15 protein-coding genes are annotated in these 15,193 nt (G+C 72.7%); 4 read left to right on the top strand and 11 right to left on the bottom strand.

Annotated features, from left to right (window positions below; all coding sequences use genetic code 11):
• The first annotated feature begins 94 nt into the window (after positions 1–94).
• The gene (locus IE274_RS09330) at positions 95–1,675 is read left to right on the top strand and encodes an amidohydrolase (RefSeq protein ID WP_190115141.1); all 1,581 of its coding nucleotides are present in this window, start codon (positions 95–97) and stop codon (positions 1,673–1,675) included.
• A 102-nt stretch (positions 1,676–1,777) separates the two neighbouring features.
• Here the strand turns inward: IE274_RS09330 and IE274_RS09325 are convergent, their stop codons facing one another.
• The 5 genes from IE274_RS09325 to IE274_RS09305 all read right to left on the bottom strand — a co-directional run bounded on the left by IE274_RS09325 (position 1,778) and on the right by IE274_RS09305 (position 6,175).
• Entirely contained in the window at positions 1,778–2,023 is a 246-nt protein-coding gene (locus IE274_RS09325; protein ID WP_190115140.1) for a DUF397 domain-containing protein, read from the bottom strand.
• Positions 2,024–2,139: 116 nt separating this feature from the next.
• Positions 2,140–3,306, bottom strand: a complete 1,167-nt coding sequence (locus tag IE274_RS09320; protein WP_190115359.1) for a thiolase family protein — start codon at positions 3,304–3,306, stop codon at positions 2,140–2,142.
• Positions 3,307–3,329: 23 nt separating this feature from the next.
• Positions 3,330–4,397: a thiolase family protein gene (locus IE274_RS09315; protein WP_190115139.1), complete on the bottom strand. Its 1,068-nt coding sequence runs from the start codon at positions 4,395–4,397 to the stop codon at positions 3,330–3,332.
• Positions 4,398–5,357: a Zn-ribbon domain-containing OB-fold protein gene (locus IE274_RS09310; RefSeq protein WP_190115138.1), complete on the bottom strand. Its 960-nt coding sequence runs from the start codon at positions 5,355–5,357 to the stop codon at positions 4,398–4,400.
• Positions 5,358–5,374: 17 nt separating this feature from the next.
• Positions 5,375–6,175 (bottom strand): crotonase/enoyl-CoA hydratase family protein, encoded by an 801-nt coding sequence (locus IE274_RS09305; RefSeq protein ID WP_190115137.1) that lies wholly within the window; start codon positions 6,173–6,175, stop codon positions 5,375–5,377.
• A 163-nt stretch (positions 6,176–6,338) separates the two neighbouring features.
• Between IE274_RS09305 and IE274_RS09300 the strand changes: the two genes are divergently transcribed.
• Positions 6,339–7,952 (top strand): acyl-CoA synthetase, encoded by a 1,614-nt coding sequence (locus tag IE274_RS09300; RefSeq protein ID WP_190115136.1) that lies wholly within the window; start codon positions 6,339–6,341, stop codon positions 7,950–7,952.
• A 76-nt stretch (positions 7,953–8,028) separates the two neighbouring features.
• On the opposite strand, the gene IE274_RS09295 is transcribed toward IE274_RS09300, so the two are convergent.
• Positions 8,029–8,652, bottom strand: a complete 624-nt coding sequence (locus IE274_RS09295; RefSeq protein ID WP_229909398.1) for a chorismate mutase — start codon at positions 8,650–8,652, stop codon at positions 8,029–8,031.
• Positions 8,653–8,872: 220 nt separating this feature from the next.
• Between IE274_RS09295 and IE274_RS09290 the strand changes: the two genes are divergently transcribed.
• The gene (locus tag IE274_RS09290; protein WP_190115134.1) at positions 8,873–9,922 is read left to right on the top strand and encodes a glycoside hydrolase family 5 protein; all 1,050 of its coding nucleotides are present in this window, start codon (positions 8,873–8,875) and stop codon (positions 9,920–9,922) included.
• Positions 9,923–10,174: 252 nt separating this feature from the next.
• Positions 10,175–11,470 carry a phenylacetate--CoA ligase PaaK gene (gene paaK, locus IE274_RS09285; RefSeq protein WP_190115133.1) on the top strand — a complete coding sequence of 432 codons (1,296 nt, stop codon included), beginning with the start codon at positions 10,175–10,177 and terminating at the stop codon, positions 11,468–11,470.
• On the opposite strand, the gene IE274_RS09280 is transcribed toward paaK, so the two are convergent.
• The 5 genes from IE274_RS09280 to IE274_RS09260 all read right to left on the bottom strand — a co-directional run bounded on the left by IE274_RS09280 (position 11,439) and on the right by IE274_RS09260 (position 15,193).
• A complete protein-coding gene (locus IE274_RS09280; protein WP_190115132.1) occupies positions 11,439–11,906 on the bottom strand; it encodes a PH domain-containing protein in 468 nt (155 codons plus the stop codon). The two genes, paaK and IE274_RS09280, sit on opposite strands and share 32 nt — an antisense overlap.
• An 88-nt stretch (positions 11,907–11,994) precedes the next feature.
• Positions 11,995–12,423, bottom strand: coding sequence for an NAD(+)--rifampin ADP-ribosyltransferase (arr, locus tag IE274_RS09275; RefSeq protein WP_190115131.1), 429 nt, complete (start codon positions 12,421–12,423; stop codon positions 11,995–11,997).
• Between the two features lie 42 nt (positions 12,424–12,465).
• Entirely contained in the window at positions 12,466–13,212 is a 747-nt protein-coding gene (locus IE274_RS09270) for an SDR family NAD(P)-dependent oxidoreductase (RefSeq protein WP_190115130.1), read from the bottom strand.
• Positions 13,209–14,273 carry an alpha/beta hydrolase family protein gene (locus tag IE274_RS09265; protein WP_190115129.1) on the bottom strand — a complete coding sequence of 355 codons (1,065 nt, stop codon included), beginning with the start codon at positions 14,271–14,273 and terminating at the stop codon, positions 13,209–13,211. Before IE274_RS09265 ends, IE274_RS09270 begins: the two co-directional genes overlap by 4 nt.
• Positions 14,270–15,193, bottom strand: a complete 924-nt coding sequence (locus IE274_RS09260) for a zinc-binding dehydrogenase (protein ID WP_190115128.1) — start codon at positions 15,191–15,193, stop codon at positions 14,270–14,272. The genes IE274_RS09265 and IE274_RS09260 overlap by 4 nt, the downstream gene beginning before the upstream one ends.

Raw genomic sequence — 15,193 nt, 5'->3', positions numbered from 1 at the left:
TAGCCTCACCTAATAATAGAACAATAGCCCGTCGGAATCCCGTACGGATCAAAAGATCGGACCCGACGCTCCGCTGCCTCGAAGGGACCGGTACGTGCTCTGCACCAGGATCACCAACGCCCGCGTCGTCACGATGGACCCGGACCGCCCCACCGCCCGTGAACTCGGCATCTGGCGCGGGCGGATCGTCGGGCTCGACGCCGATGTGGCGGGGCTTGCGGCCCGTCGCGTCGTGGACCTGGGCGGCGCGACCGTGCTGCCCGGCTTCATCGACAGCCATGTCCATCTCGTCTGGGCGGGCCTGAAGGCCAAGGTGCCGAGCGTGGCGCCCAGCAGCCGCGTCGACGATGTGCTCGCGGTGGTGGCCGACGCTGTCGCGGCGGCGCCCGGTGACGGCTGGGTGACCTTGGCCGATTACGACCAGCGCGAGCTGGACCGGCCCCTGACCGCCAAGGAACTGGACGCGGTGAGCGCGGGCCGCAAGGTGTACCTGGGGCACATCTCGGGGCACGCGTGCCTGGTCAACACGGCGATCCTGGACCTGCTCCCGCCGCATGCCGCGGGCTCGGACGGGTTCCTCGCCGAGGAGGACATGGGGGCCGTCCTGCGGCTCCGTCCGCCGCACGCGCTCGGTGAACTCGCCGACGCCATCGAGCACGCGGCGCGCGGGTGCCGGTCCGAGGGCGTGACGGCCGTCGTGGAGGCGGGCATCGGCAGCGAGCTGTTCGCGCACAGCCCCATCGAGGCCGCCGCGTACCAACTCGCCCACGAGTCCGGCCGGTTGCCCGTCCGCGTACAGCTCATGGTGGCCGCCGACGCGCTGCGTCCGGTCGAGGCGGCACGCGCGGACACCACGACCCGCGCCTTCGGGCTCGGCCTGCGCACGGGCTTCGGCGACGGCGGTCTCTCCCTCGGCGCCCTGAAGGTGTTCACCGACGGCGGCATGATGGCGCGGACGGCGGCGCTCACCGACCCGTACGTGGGCAGCGAGTCGAACGGGCAGCTCCAGATGGCCCCCGACCTGCTCAAGGACACCATCGTGGCGGGCCACCGCGCGGGCTGGCAGCTCGCCGTCCACGCCATCGGCGACCGCGCGGTCGACGTCGCCCTCGACGGCCTGGAGGCGGCACAGCGCTCCCGCCCCCGCCCCGACGCCCGCCACCGCGTGGAGCACGCGGGCCTGGTGCGCCCGGACCAGCTCCGCCGGTTCGCCGAGCTCGGCGTCACGGCCGTCGTCCAGCCCAGCTTCCTGCGGTACTTCGGCGACGACTACGCCACGATCATGGGCGCGGAGCGGGCGCCGTGGATGTACCGGGGCCGGGGCTTCCTCGACCACGGGGTGCGCCTGGTGGGCAGTTCGGACCGGCCCGTCGCCGACGGGGCGCCGCTGCGGGCCGTCCAGTTCATGGTCGAGCGGGCCTCCGCGTCGGGGCAGGCCATCGGACCCGGCGAGGCCATCGACGTGGACGCGGCGCTGCGGGCGTACACCGTCGACGCCGCGTACGCCTGCCACTGGGAGGACAGCGCGGGCAGCATCACACCCGGCAAACGCGCCGACCTGGTCGTCCTCGGCGACGACCCGCGGCAGGTGGAGCCGGGGCGGATCGGGGACATCGAGGTGCTCGGCACCTTCGTCGAGGGCCAGGACGACCTGGCCGCGCCCGCAGCCGGCTGACGGCGCCCCCGGACTCCCCTGGACGTCACCGCGGCCCCGGCCCCCCGCATAAGGGAGACCGGGGCCGCGGCCCGTCGCGGCGCACGGGCGCCGCCACACGTCCTACGTCAGGTCGAACCGGCCCTCACGCGCCCCGTGCACGAACGCGCCCCACTCGGCGGGGGTGAAGATCAGGGACGGGCTCTCCGGCCGGCCGCCGTTGCGCATCGCGATGAACCCCTCGACGAAGGCGATCTCCACATCACCGCGACCTTCACTGCTCGACCGCCATTCGGCGCTGCTGAGGTCGAGGTCCGGCTTGTCCCAACCCGCGAGCGGATGCTGCTGGATGATGGTGCTGTCGGCCACGTCCGTGCTCCTCCCGATGCGTCGTCCGCCGCCAGCCTAGCTTTCACCCCCGGCGCAGCACAGGCCGCGGCACCGGCCACCGCGGCGGGCGGAATCGCGCCCGCCGGGAGTGCCCCTCACGTCGTGGGCGGCTCCGCGCCGACCAGCCACATGGAGAAGAACTGCGAGCCTCCTCCGTAGGCGTGCCCAAGTGCCTTGCGGGTACCGGCCACTTGGTGCTCGCCGGCCTGTCCGCGCACCTGGAGCGCGGCCTCGGCGAAGCGGATCATGCCGGACGCCCCGATGGGGTTGGTCGACAGGACACCGCCCGACATATTCACCGGAAGGTCACCGTCCAGTTCTGTCACGCCGGACTCGGTGAGCTTCCAGCCCTCGCCCTCGGCGGCGAAGCCCAGGTTCTCCAGCCACATCGGCTCGTACCAGGAGAACGGCACGTACATCTCGACGGCGTCGATCTCGCGGCGCGGGTCGGCGATGCCCGCCTGCCGGTAGACGTCGGCCGCGCAGTCCTTCCCCGCCCGGGGCGACACGAAGTCCTTGCCCGCGAACATGGTGGGCTCGCTGCGCATCGCGCCGCCGTGCATCCAGGCGGGCGGCCGCGGCGCCCGGGCCGCGCCCGCGCGGTCGGTGAGGACCATCGCGCAGGCGCCGTCGGAGGACGGGCAGGTCTCGGAGTAGCGGACGGGGTCCCAGAGCATCGGCGCCGACTGCACCTTCTCCAGGGTGATGTCGTGCTCGTGCAGGTGCGCGTAGGGGTTCTTCAGGGCGTTGCGCCGGTCCTTGTACGCGACGAGCGAGCCGATCGTGTCGGGGGCGCCGGTGCGCCGCATGTACGCGCGGATGTGCGGTGCGAAGAATCCGCCCGCGCCCGCGAGCAGCGGCTGCTGGAACGGCACGGGCAGCGAGAGGCCCCACATCGCGTTGGATTCCGACTGCTTTTCGAAGGCCAGGGTGAGGACGGTGCCGTGGACGCGGCCCGCGACGAGGTTCGCGGCGACGAGCGCGGTGGAGCCGCCGACGGAGCCCGCGGTGTGGACGCGCAGCATGGGCTTGCCGACGGCGCCGAGCGCGTCGGCGAGGTACAGCTCGGGCATCATCACGCCCTCGAAGAAGTCGGGCGCCTTGCCGATGACGACGGCGTCGATGTCGGCCCACGTCAACTCGGCGTCCCGCAGGGCGCGGTGGGCGGCCTCGCGGACCAGGCCCGCGATCGACACGTCCCGCCGGGCGGCGACGTGCTTGGTCTGCCCGATCCCGACGACGGCGACGGGCTCCTTGGCCACCCTCGTGCTCGCTGACGCGCCGCTCATCGCGGATCTCCTTCCAGGACGGCGACCAGGTTCTGTTGCAGACAGGGGCCGGAGGTGGCGTGGGCGAGGGCCCGCTCGGACGCGCCCCGGTGGATGCGGGCCGCGGCCTCGCCGAGCCGGATCAGCCCGGCGGCCATCACCGGGTTGGCGGCGAGGGCGCCGCCGGACGGGTTGACGGTCACCTGGTCGCCGAGGCGCAGCGCCTTACGCAGGACGACCTCCTGCGAGGTGAACGGCGCGTGCAACTCGGCGGTGTCGACAGGCCGTTCGAAAGCTCCGGCGCGCTCGGCGGCGAGGCGCGTGGAGACTGAGTCCGTGAGGTCGCGCACGCCGAGGCTGTGCGGTTCGATGCGGTGGTCGATGCCGCGGATCCACGCGGGCCGCCCGCACAGCTCCCGGGCCCGCTCCCCCGCGGCGAGGACGACGGCGGCGGCGCCGTCGCCGATCGGCGGGCAGTCCCCGGTACGCAGGGGATGTACGACGTAGCCGCCGTGCGGCACCGAGCCCCGGAGCTGCGCGTGGGGGTTGGTGCGGGCGGCGGTGCGGCTGCGGGTCGCGACCCCGGCCAGGGCGCGCTCGTCCGTGTCGCCCGCGTCGATCAGCGCCCGCGCCTGGAGTGCCGCGAGCGCGACGGAGTCCGGCCACAGCGGCGCCACGTAGTACGGGTCGAGCTGGCGGGTCAGAACGTCGCGCACCGACCCGGGCGACGACTTGCCGTAGGAGTAGACGAGCGCGGTGTCGCACTCGCCGGTCTGGAGCTTCACCCACGCCTCGTACAGCGCCCAGGCGCCGTCCATCTCCACGTGCGACTCGGAGATCGGCGGCCAGGCGCCGACGCCGTCGAGGGCCATGGTGAAGGAGAAGGCGCGCCCGGCGAGGTAGTCGGAGGAGCCCGAGCAGGTGAAGCCGATGTCGCCGGTCTTCAGGCCGGTGGCGGCGAGGACTTCGTGCAGGACGGGCATGAGCAGCTCGACCTCGGACAGCTCGTCCGTGCTTCGCCGGTGGTCGCTCTGCCCGAAGGCGACGATCGCGACGTCCCGTGCCCCGTGCGCGGCGGCCGCCATCTACACCAGCTCCTTGTACGTGTCGTAGTCGGCGTCGGGCTCGCCGGTGGGCCGGTAGTGGTCGGGGTAGCGGCTGCCCGTGGCGGAATCGGCCCACACGGGTTCGACGCGCAGGCCCATCCGGACCCGGTCGTAGGGAATGCCCGCGATCCGGGCGTGCAGGGCGAGGTCGGCGCCGTCGAGGGCGATGTGCGCGTAGACGTAGGGCACTTCGATGTCGAGGCCCTTCGCCTTGATGTTGACGATGCAGAAGGTGGTGACGGTGCCGCGCGGTCCGACCTCCACCTGCTCGGCGGTGGCGACGCCGCAGGTGGGGCAGGCCCCGCGCGGCGGCACGTACACCTTGCGGCAGGACGGGCAGCGCTCGCCGACCGTCCTGTGTCCGGACAGGGCGCGGATGTACTGGGACTGGGCGCGGCCGGGGCTGTAGGTGTAGTCGAGCCGGGCGGGCGCGACGATCCCGGTGACAGCCTCGCCAACGAACTCACCACTGTGGGACGGAGCCTGATGAACCATCACATCTCCTTCGTACGGTTCGAAGCAGGCGATGTCCGTGATGGCGCCGGTGCGTTCGGCGGCCCAGCGGACGCGGACGCGCAGGCCGGTGCGCACGGCGTCCGGGTCCGGGGCGTCGAGGGCGTGCAGCAGGGCGGTGTCGGCGCCGTCGAGGCGCACCAGGACCCAGGCGAAGGGCGTGTCGAGGGGCTGACCGCGGCGGGGTCCGGGGTTCCAGGCCCAGGTGGTGACGGTGCCGGTGGGGGCGACCTCGACCAGGTCGCGCAGCTCGGCCGCGGTCGCCGGGTCGTACTCGACGGGCGGCACCAGGACCGTGCCGTCGGCGGCGCGCACGCCGAGCAGGGTGCGTTCGCGCAGGCCGGTGAGGAAGGCGGACTGGACGGGGCCGACGGAGCGGGTGAAGGGGAACTCGACGACCAGGGGGGCGCTGAGGACTTCGGTCACGGGGGTGGCTCCTCGGGTCAGGCGCGGCGGTAGACGGGCGGGCGCTTCTCGGCGAAGGCGCGGGCGCCCTCCTTCGCGTCGGCGGTGTCGAACACCGGCCAGCCGCGCCGCAGTTCGGCCGCGAGGCCGTCGGCCTCCGTCAGGTCGGCGGTCTCGTACACCGAGGCCTTCACGGCCTCGACGGCCAGCGGCCCGCAGGCGTTGATCCGCTCGGCGATGGCGAGGGCCCGCTCCAGGGCGGTGCCGTCGGGTACGACATGGCCGATCAGGCCGACGGCGGCGGCCTCCGCGGCCGTGTACGGGCGGCCGGTGAGCAGCATCTCCAGGGCGTGGGTGCGCGGGATCTGCCGCTGCAGGCGCACCGTGGAGCCGCCGATGGGGAACAGGCCGCGCTTGACCTCGAAGAGCCCGAAGGTCGCGGACTCCCCCGCGACCCGGATGTCGGTGCCCTGCAGGATCTCGGTGCCACCGGCCACGCAGGCGCCCTCGACGGCGGCGACCACGGGTTTGCGGGGGCGGTGGTGGCGCAGCATGGCCTTCCAGTGCAGGTCCGGGTCGGCCTTGAGCCGGTCCCGGTACTCCTCGCCCACCATGCCGCCACCCGCGAGCGCCTTCAGGTCCATCCCGGCGCAGAAGGCGCCGCCCGCACCGGTGAGCACGACCGAGCGCACCGCGTCGTCCTCGTCGGCGGCCACCCACCCGTCGTACAGGCCGACCAGCATCGGCAGCGAGAGCGCGTTCCTGGCCTCCGGCCGGTCGAGCGTGAGTATCAGCGTGGCGCCTTCGCGCCGCACGGAGAGATGTTCCGTACCACCCATAGCCGTCCTCCCGTCGTCAGACCTGGAACAGGTTGCAGGAGGCGGGGTGCCAGTTCAATAGTTTTCTGACAGGTAGTCAGTTTTCTTCTACGGGGCCCCTTCCCACTTGTGCGCGGCTCTGCTCTCATGACCGCCACGGATGGCGCCGGGGTCAGGAGGAGCGGTGGAGTACAACCTTGCCGACCTGTTCGAGTCGGTCGTGGACGTGGTGCCCGACCGGGCCGCGCTGCTGTACATCGACCACCCCGGCACGGGCGCGGAGCGCCGCCTGACCTACGCGGAGCTGGACGCGGCCGCCAACCGCCTCGCGCACCACCTGATGGACCACGGCATCAAGCCGGGCGAGCACCTGGGCCTGCACCTCTACAACGGCGTCGAGTACCTCCAGACGGTGCTTGCCTGCCTCAAGGCGCGGATCGTGCCGGTCAACGTCAACTACCGGTACGTGGAGGAGGAGTTGGCGTACCTGTACCGGGACGCCGACCTGGCCGCGCTGGTCTTCGACGCGGAGTTCGGCGGGCGGGTGGCCGCCGCGCTGCCGCGCGCGGAGAAGCTGCGGCATCTGATCCGGGTCGGCGAGGCACCGCCCGGCACGCCGGGTCCGGACGCGGTGGCGTACACGGAGGCGGAGGCGTCCGGGTCGCCGGAGCGCGGGTTCCCGGAGCGCTCGGCGGACGACCTGTTCATCATCTACACCGGCGGCACGACGGGCATGCCCAAGGGGGTGATGTGGCGTCAGGAGGACCTGTTCTTCTCGGGACTCGGCGGTGGCGCCCCGACCGGTGAGCCGGTGACGAGCCCGCAGGAGGTCGCCGAGCGGGTGGCGGCCGGGGGCGACGGCATCACCTTCTTCCCCACCCCGCCCCTGATGCACGGCACGTCCACGCTCACCGCCTTCATCTGCTTCAACTTCGGCCAACGCCTCGTCATCCACCGCAAGTTCGCCCCCGAGGAGGCGCTGCGCACCATCGCCGAGGAGAAGGTCACCAGCGTGTCCCTGGTGGGCGACGCGATGCTGCGGCCCCTCATCGACGCCCTCAACGGCCCGCTGCGCGGGACCGACCTCTCCGCCCTCTTCAGCGTCTCCTCGTCCGGCGCGATCATGTCGGAGACGGTCCGCGCCCAGTTCGCCGCGCTCGCCCCCAACGTGCTGCTGCTCAACAACTTCGGCTCGTCCGAGTCCGGCTTCAACGGCACCGCGACGGCCGACTCAGGACCGCAGAAGGGGTTCCGGATCCAGGTCAACTCCCGCACCCAGGTGGTGGATCCGGCGACGTACGCCCCGGTGGCGCCCGGCGAACCGGGACGCATCGCCCAGCGCGGCCACGTACCGCTCGGCTACTACAACGACGCCCGCAAGACCGCCGAGACCTTCTTCCAGCGCGGCGACGAGCGCTGGGTGCTGCTCGGCGACATGGCGACGGTCGACGCCGAGGGCATCGTGACGGTCCTCGGGCGCGGTTCGCAGTGCATCAACACGGGCGGCGAGAAGGTGTACCCGGAGGAGGTCGAGCAGGCCCTCAAGTCCCACCCCGACGTCTATGACGCGCTGGTCGCCGGAGTACCGGACGAGCGGTGGGGCAACCGGGTCGCTGCGGTCGTCCAACTCCGTGACGGAGCACAGAGGTTGGATCTCTCCACCCTCCAGACGCACTGCCGCACGCACCTCGCCGGGTACAAGATCCCGCGGGCGGTGGTCTTCACGGACCACATCCAGCGCTCGCCGAGCGGCAAGGCGGACTATCGCTGGGCGCGGGCGGTGGCGGCCGAGGCGTAGCCGCCACGGCCCGTCACCCGCCCGCCCTCCGCACCCCCCGAGCCCCGTCCCGACCCGGCTCGGCAGCCATCAGCCGTCAGCCGCACACCGACCGCGACGCCCGCACCAGCGCCACCGTGTGCAGCACGTCGAGGTGCCGCTCGTACCGCACCTGGGCGGTGGCCGCGGTGAGCAGCCCCCGGCAGTACGGGGCGGTGCGGGCGGGCTCCGACGCCGCGATGGCGTGGACCAGCTCGCCGTTGACGCGGTTGATCTCCTCGCGCACCTTCGCCAGGTCGGGCCGCTCGGTCGGGGCCGACGCCGGGTCGGCGTCCCACCGCCGGTGCAGGGCGCGCTGCACGACCTTGTTGGCCTCGATCTGGTCCCGGAAGATCCGCACGGTCACCTCGGGGTCCGCGCCGACCTGCTCGGCCCGGCGCGCCACAGCGGCGAGTACCTCACGCTCGCGCGCGGGGTCGTCGATGGGACTGCCGGTGCCGTACTTGGCGGCGGCGACGAGGTCGGCGGTGGCCAGGCGCCGCACGGACAGGTCGGAGAGCGGGCGCAGTTGCGCGTACGGGTTGGCAGGAGCGGCATCCCGTACGACACGGACGGCGTCCGGCGCTGCGGAGTCCGCGACGGCCGTACTCCCGCCCGCGAGCAGCGCCACGGCGATGCCCCCGGAAGCGAGCAGACGTCCGATGGATGAGGCAACGCGCACGAGAAGTCCCCTTGCCGACGGCAGCCGTTGAGCGCGCGGGCGCCCGGTCGGCACCCGCGAAGACGCGGCCATCGTACGACCCGAGGACCCGGTTCAGCGGGTTGTTCGGCCGGCCAGCCCACTGAAAGGATCTCTTGTCATGCACCTTGTGAGGCGGGCCCGCTCTTTGCTATTTCTTGATTAGGAAAGGTTCCTAACCTTCGATGGCTTGGAGTCCCCCATGAGACCAGCCCGTCTGGCCGCCGCTCTCGCCACCACCCTCGTCGCGGCCCTCGCCTCCGCCGCCCCACCGGCCGCCGCGACCGCGTCGAAGCCCGCCGCACCGCGCGCCGCCGCACCGACCCCGGTCGCCGCGAACGGCCAGCTCACCGTGTGCGGCACCAAACTCTGCAACCAGAACGGCAAGGCCGTCCAACTGCGCGGCATGAGCAGCCACGGCACCCAGTGGTACGCGCACTGTCTCACCAACAGCTCGCTGGACGCCCTCTCCGGCGACTGGGGGGCCGACGTCCTGCGCGTCTCCACGTACGTACAGGAAGGCGGGTACGAGACCAACCCCAAGAAGTACACCGATCTCGCGCACTCGCTGATCGAGCAGGCCAGCGCGCGCGGCATGTACGTGATCGTCGACTGGCACATGCTCAGCCCCGGCGACCCGCACGCCAACCTGTCCAAGGCCAAGACGTTCTTCACCGAGATCGCCAAGCGGCACCAGGGCAAGAGCAACGTCCTGTACGAGATAGCCAACGAGCCCAGCGGCGTGAGCTGGTCGCGCATCAAGTCCTACGCCGAGCAGATCATCCCGGTGATCAGGAACATCGATGCCAACGCCCCGGTGCTCGTCGGCACCCGCGCCTGGTCCTCGTTCGGCGTCTCGGAGGACGGCGACGAGTCCGAGGTGGTCAACAACCCGGTGAACGCCGCCAACATCATGTACACCTTCCACTTCTACGCCGCCTCGCACCGCGACGAGTACCTGAACACCCTCTCCCGCGCGTCCGCCAAGCTCCCCGTCTTCGTCACGGAGTTCGGCACCCAGAACTACGCGGGCGAGGACGCGAACGACTTCGCCATGTCGCAGAAGTACCTGGACCTGATGGCCTCGAAGAAGATCAGCTGGGTCAACTGGAACTTCTCCGACGACGACCGCTCCGGCGCCGTCTTCAAGACCGGCACCTGCGACAAGGGCGGCCCCTGGACCGGCACCGGGCCGCTCAAGCCGGCCGGTTCCTGGATCCGGGAGCGGATGCGTACCGCGGACGACTTCTGAGCCCCGCGGGGACCGGCGCGAGGCCGCCGCCGACCGGCGCCGGTCCCCGGCACCACCCGTACGATCCGATGCCCGCGGGAACCGGAACACCACCCCCGTCCCGGGAACCACCCGCCCGCCGCGACGCGCCGCGACACCGACCGTGCCACCTCGGACGAAACCCTTGCCAGAAGCCATGAAACCTTGAATAACTGACCCCGACACAAGATCGGCCAAGGGCCGGTCGCCCGGCATGGGACGGGGGTACTCCAGATGGCGCGCACACCGGCACTGCTGGACGCGGGGGAGCGGCTCGGCCGCGCGGAACTGGCGGCGCTGCAGCTGGACCGGCTCCAGGACACGCTGCTGCACGCCTACGAGAACGTGCCCTTCTACCGGGCCGCGTTCGACGCGGCGGGACTCAGCCCCGACGACTGCCACACGCTCGCCGACCTCGCCCGCTTCCCGTTCACCACGAAGGCGGACCTGCGGGCGAACTACCCCTTCGGGATGCTGGCGGTCGAGCAGTCCGAGCTGCGGCGGCTGCACGCGTCCAGCGGCACCACCGGGCGCCCCACGGTCGTCGGCTACACCGAGCAGGACCTGAGCATGTGGGCGGACGTCGTGGCCCGGTCCATCCGGGCGGCGGGCGGGCGGCCGGGGCAGAAGGTCCATGTGGCGTACGGGTACGGCCTGTTCACGGGCGGGCTCGGCGCGCACTACGGCGCGGAGCGGCTCGGCTGCACGGTGATTCCCGCCTCCGGTGGCATGACCGCGCGCCAGGTGCAGCTCATCCTGGACTTCCGCCCCGAGATCATCATGGTGACGCCCTCGTACATGCTCACCCTCCTGGAGGAGTTCGAGCGCCAGGGCATCGACCCGCGCACCACCTCCCTCCAGATCGGCATCTTCGGCGCGGAGCCGTGGACGGAGGAGATGCGGCGCGAGATCGAGGAGCGGTTCGCGATCGACGCCGTCGACATATACGGCCTCTCGGAGGTGATCGGCCCCGGCGTCGCCCAGGAGTGCGTGGAGACCAAGGACGGCCTGCACATCTGGGAGGACCACTTCTACCCGGAGGTCGTCGACCCCATCACCGGCGAGGTGCTGCCCGACGGCGAGCACGGCGAGCTGGTCTTCACCTCCCTGACCAAGGAGGCGCTGCCCGTCATCCGCTACCGCACCCGGGACCTGACCCGCCTGCTGCCCGGCACGGCGCGGGTGTTCCGGCGCATGGAGAAGGTCACCGGGCGCAGCGACGACATGGTGATCCTGCGCGGTGTGAACCTCTTCCCCACCCAGATCGAGGAAATCGTCCTGCGCACCCCCGGCCTCGCCCCGCACTTCCAGCTCCGCCTGACCAAGGAGGGCCGCATGGACGCCCTCACGGTGTGCGTGGAGGCCCGTGCGGAGACCCCGCCCGGGCGGCGCGTCACGGCGGCCCGCGAGATCTCCTCGGCGGTGAAGGACGGCATCGGCGTCACGGTCTCCGTCGAGGTCGTCGACCCGGAGACCATCGAGCGGTCGGTGGGCAAGTTCAAGCGGATCGTGGATCTGCGGGGGAAGTGAGGGCGCCTTCCGCCGGGGGACGGTTGCGTTCCCCGTACCGCCCGAGCGCCTCCAGGCTCGCCCGGAACGCCTCGTCCTGACGGCCATCGGCCAGCGCGCCGGGCAGGACGACGGGGCGGCCGTGGACCAGGTGCGCACGGGCGACCCACCAGGAGACGCCGCCGCGGCCGGTGCGACGCTCCGCCTCGATGCGGGTGACCGTGTGCCACGGAATCCGCCGTCGGCTCACCGCCGTCCTGAGCCGCATCCCCTCGGGGGTGAGCGTGGTCGTGCCGTACGCGCGGTTCAGCGTGTAGAAGGCGCCCGGCAGCCAGATCGCGGCGAGCACGGCGGTGGCCGTGCGGCCGCTCCCGGTCGTGTGCGCGTAGGCCTGGGGAAGCACGAACAGCGCGATGAGTCCGAGCGTGAGCGTGAGCACCGCCAGGCCGAGGTGCATGGCGCGTCGCCGCTGCCGAGGGAGAGCTATTCGAACCGATTCCACCGGTTCATGGTAATTCGCCGGTCCCCTCCCGGCGGCCGCCCGCTCAGTCGTTGATCGCCTCGACGCCCTGGTCCTTGAGCGCTTCGAGGTGGTCCCGCATGTGCTGAAGGGCCTCCGGCGAGTGCCCCTGCCAGTCCCGGACCTCCGCGACGACGCGCAGGGCCTCGCGGGTGCGGTAGGACCGGGTCGGGTTGCCGGGGAACCTCTTGTCCGTGAGATTCGGGTCGTCCTCGAAGGAGCCGGTGGGCTCGACGAGGTAGATCCGCTCGCGCTCCGCGCCGGCGGCCAGTTCGGCTCCCCAGACGGCGGCGTCCAGCGTGGCGGTCAGGTAGACGAAGTTCGCCGTGTCGCCCTTGCCGTAGTGGGAGCCGTACCCCGGCTCCAGCTGCGAGCCGACGGCCACGTCGGCCCTCGTGCCGTGGAAGAAGGGTCCGGGATCCTCACTGCCCCAGCGGATCGGCGCGTTCACCATGGGCTCCTTCGCATGTCGGCGGTCCGGGCCACGGTAGCGCCGTCAGGCGGGTACGGCCCCGACAAGACCCCCGTCGACGATCAGGTCCTGGCCGTTGACGTAGGACGCGTCGGACGAGGCGAGGAACGCGACGGCCGCCGCGACCTCCTCCGGGCGGCCGAAGCGGGCGGCGACGATCCGGCCGGTCACCGCCGCCGCTTCCGCGTCGCTCAGCGAGGCGGCCGGGTACATGGGGGTGTCGATGTATCCGGGGCTGACGGAGTTGACGCGGATGCCGCGCGGGGCGAGCCCGGCGGCGAGGGTCCGGGCCAGGTTGTGCGCGGCGGCCTTGGTCGCCGAGTACAGGGTGAGGATGCTGTTGCCCCGGTGCAGGGTCCAGGACGCGTTGATGACGACCGAGCCCCCGTCCACGAGCAGCGGCAGCGCCTTCTGGACGGTGAAGAACACGCCCTTGAGGTTGACGTCGACGGCGTGGTCGAAGTCCGCCTCGGTGATGTCCTCGAACGGCAGGAACGTACCGGTGCCCGCGTTCGCGAAGAGGCAGTCGAGGTGGCCGTGCCGGTCGCGGACGGTGTCCATCAGGGCGTCCGTCGCGCCGGGTTCGGCGGCGTCGGCCACGGCACCCGAGGCGTTCGGGCCGAGCGCCTCGACGGCCGCGTCCACCCGGGCGCGGGTGCGGCCGGTGACGACGACGTGGGCACCCTCGGCGACGAGGCGGTGGGCGGTCGCGAGGCCCATGCCGCTGGTGCCCCCGGTGATGAGGGCGGTCTTTCCGGTGAAGCGGTTCATGCCGGTGCTCCAGTCAGTGCGTGGGTGATCCAGTCCGCCAGGAGAGGCAGCCAGTCGGGGCGGGCGTTGCCCAGGAGGTGGTCGCCGTGCGGGACGGACACATGGGTGCCGCGCGGGGCGAGGCGGGCCAGGGGCTCCCCGTTCGTGACGCCGGGGATGACGTCCTGGCCGCCGTCGACGGTCAGCAGCGGGGCCGTGATGCGGGGGGCCAGCGCGGCGAGGTCCACGTGGCGGGCGAACGCGCGGGCGGCTTCGGTGCCGCCCGCGCGCCGGATCAGGATGTCCCGTACTGGCTGCGGCAGTTCCTCCCAGTCCAGGCGGAAGGGGCCGCTGACGGTCGCGGCGGCGGCCACGCGCGGCTCCAGGGCCGCGGTCCCGGCCGCGTAGTAGCCGCCCAGGCTGAGGCCGACGACTCCGACGCGCGGGACGCCGAGGGCGTCGATGACGCGGCCGACGACTCGGTGGTAGTCCGCGCGCACGGTCGTCGTGGCGGTGAGCGCCCCCTGCCCGGGGCCGTCCATCGCGAACACGGCGAGGCCGCGGGCCAGCAGCGCGGCCACCAGGTCGAGGAACTCCTCCTTCGCCGAGTCCAGGCCGGGGACGACGATCACGGTGCCGGGGGCGTCGGCGGGGCCGCGCAGCCAGCCGGTGAACTCCTCGCCGCGCACGCGCCGGGCGCCGGGCTCCAGCAGGGCGAGCGCCCGGCCCAGCGCGTCGTCCGCCTCGGCCGCGGCGCGATCCGCTTCGGCGTACGGGGCCAGCGTGGCGAGGTGGAACCACCGGGCTGCCATCAGCAGACACTCGCCCGCCGACAGCGGGGATCCCGCACCTGCCGCTACGAGGGATTCCGCGCCCACCGATGCGAGGGATCCAGCGCCCGCCGATACGGGAGATTTCCCGCCCCCCACGCGCTCGACGTAGCCGCGTCCGGTGCGCACGCAGGCGGGGCCCCAGTCGGCGACGGACTCCAGGTCCCCGGTGACACGCTGGTACTCGTGCGGGTCGACGCCCGTGCCGGTGGCGCGGCTCCACTGGGCGGCGGCGAACTCGGCGGCGCTCATCGGGCGGCTCCTGTGGTGAGGACGGCCTTGCCGCGGACGCGGCGCTCCCGCAGGTCGACCAGGGTGTCGGCGGTCTCGCTCCAGTCGGCGACCCGGTCGATCTCGGGGTGCAGCCGCCCCTGCTCCACGAGCCGCACCAGCGTGGCCAGGTCGGGGCCGTAGGGGGCGCCCGCGTAGTGGAAGTGCCGGATCGTGACGCCCGCCGGTCCGCCGAGGAGGTCGAAGAAGTCGAGGGTGACCGGGGTGCGGCTCGCCTGGCCGAACCAGACGAGCAGGCCGCCCGGCCGCACCTTCGAGACGGCCGCCGACAGCTCGGGGCCGCCCGTGGAATCCAGCACGACATCGAACGGCCCCCGAGCCGCCACGACCTCGTGCACCACCTCGGCCGCGCCCAGCTCGGCGAGCCGCTCGGCGCGCGCCGGGGTGGCCGTCACCACGGTGAGCGCCGCCCCGGCCGCGGCGGCCAGCTCGGTGACGTAGTGGCCGACTCCGCCCGAGGCGCCGGTCAGCAGCACCCGCCGACCGGCCAGCGAGCCCACCGTGCGCAGCAGCCGCAGGGCGGTGATCCCCGCCAGGGGCAGGGCCGCCGCCCGGGCGCTGTCGATCCCGTCCGGGAGCACGGCGAGGGAGTGGGTGGGAACGGCGGCGTACTCGGCCCAGCCGCCCTGCGGCGGATGCCCGGCCACGCGGGTGCCGACGCCGGGGCCCGAGCCGTCCGCGGCGGCCTGGACGACGAGGCCCGCGATGTCCTTGCCGGGCAGCAGCCCCGGAGCGGGACGTTCCAGGAGGAACGTCTCGCCCCGGTTCGGCGCGAACGCCTCGACCTTGATCAGCGCCTCGTCAGCGTCCGGGACGGGCTGGGGGACGTCGGTGAACTCCACCGGACGCGGCGCTTCCCCCGTGGGAATCAGTCTTCGCAT

Origin of the sequence: Streptomyces flavofungini, assembly GCF_014650815.1 — a bacterium.
Taxonomy (GTDB): domain Bacteria; phylum Actinomycetota; class Actinomycetes; order Streptomycetales; family Streptomycetaceae; genus Streptomyces; species Streptomyces flavofungini.
This window is presented reverse-complemented; position numbering and strand designations above follow the sequence as displayed.

Excerpts from the sequence above, each read along its gene's own strand:
- IE274_RS09280 (WP_190115132.1), bottom strand. The coding sequence starts at position 11,906 with ATGCACCTCGGCCTGGCGGTGCTCACGCTCACGCTCGGACTCATCGCG.
- IE274_RS09315 (WP_190115139.1), bottom strand. The coding sequence starts at position 4,397 with ATGGCGGCCGCCGCGCACGGGGCACGGGACGTCGCGATCGTCGCCTTC.
- paaK (WP_190115133.1), top strand. The coding sequence starts at position 10,175 with ATGGCGCGCACACCGGCACTGCTGGACGCGGGGGAGCGGCTCGGCCGC.
- arr (WP_190115131.1), bottom strand. The coding sequence starts at position 12,423 with ATGGTGAACGCGCCGATCCGCTGGGGCAGTGAGGATCCCGGACCCTTC.
- IE274_RS09270 (WP_190115130.1), bottom strand. The coding sequence starts at position 13,212 with ATGAACCGCTTCACCGGAAAGACCGCCCTCATCACCGGGGGCACCAGC.
- IE274_RS09265 (WP_190115129.1), bottom strand. The coding sequence starts at position 14,273 with ATGAGCGCCGCCGAGTTCGCCGCCGCCCAGTGGAGCCGCGCCACCGGC.
- IE274_RS09290 (WP_190115134.1), top strand. The coding sequence starts at position 8,873 with ATGAGACCAGCCCGTCTGGCCGCCGCTCTCGCCACCACCCTCGTCGCG.
- IE274_RS09260 (WP_190115128.1), bottom strand. The coding sequence starts at position 15,193 with ATGCGAAGACTGATTCCCACGGGGGAAGCGCCGCGTCCGGTGGAGTTC.
- IE274_RS09305 (WP_190115137.1), bottom strand. The coding sequence starts at position 6,175 with ATGGGTGGTACGGAACATCTCTCCGTGCGGCGCGAAGGCGCCACGCTG.